This window comes from Streptomyces sp. NTD91, from assembly GCF_059510455.1.
This window is the reverse complement of record NZ_JCAJZW010000202.1, coordinates 1-251: the sequence shown is the minus strand read 5'-3', so window position 1 is coordinate 251 and position 251 is coordinate 1. Positions and strand designations below refer to the sequence as shown.

Annotated in this window: 1 pseudogene; it reads left to right on the top strand. The window is 66.5% G+C overall.

From position 1 onward, the window contains the following. A pseudogene (locus AC5WRT_RS39230) lies at nucleotides 1-251 on the top strand (trehalose synthase); the annotation flags it as partial.

The window sequence follows — 251 nt, the reverse complement described above, 5'->3', positions numbered from 1 at the left end:
CTCGCCGAGGCCAACCAGTGGCCGGAGGACGTGGTCGACTACTTCGGGGACTACGCCTCCGGCGGGGACGAGTGCCACATGGCCTTCCACTTCCCCGTCATGCCACGCATCTTCATGGCCGTGCGCCGGGAGTCCCGCTACCCGGTCTCCGAGATCCTGGCCAAGACCCCGGCCATCCCCTCGAACTGCCAGTGGGGCATCTTCCTGCGCAACCACGACGAGCTGACCCTGGAGATGGTCACCGACGAAGA